General features: G+C 48.3%; 1 protein-coding gene. It reads left to right on the top strand.

Going from position 1 to position 230, the window contains the following annotated elements; all coding sequences use genetic code 11:
• A partial coding sequence (locus tag SB775_RS34420; protein ID WP_410865773.1) for an ABC transporter substrate-binding protein occupies nt 1-230 on the top strand: 230 nt, incomplete at both ends.

Genomic DNA, 230 nt, shown 5'->3' on the forward strand with positions numbered 1-230 from the left:
GAAGCAGCTGGATGACGTGACATGGGAGTTCAAACTGCGCTCCGGAGTTACTTTCCACGATGGAACTCCATTTAATGCAGAAGCTGTGAAAGCGACGATTGCACGCGTCCAGGACCCGGCAGTTGGCTCCAATCGCGCCAATCTGTTTGAAGCAATCAAGGAAGTAAAAGTAGTGGATGACCAAACCGTTCAATTTATTCTTCACTATCCATACACACCACTCTTGTCTG

The organism is Peribacillus sp. SIMBA_075 (assembly GCF_046534585.1).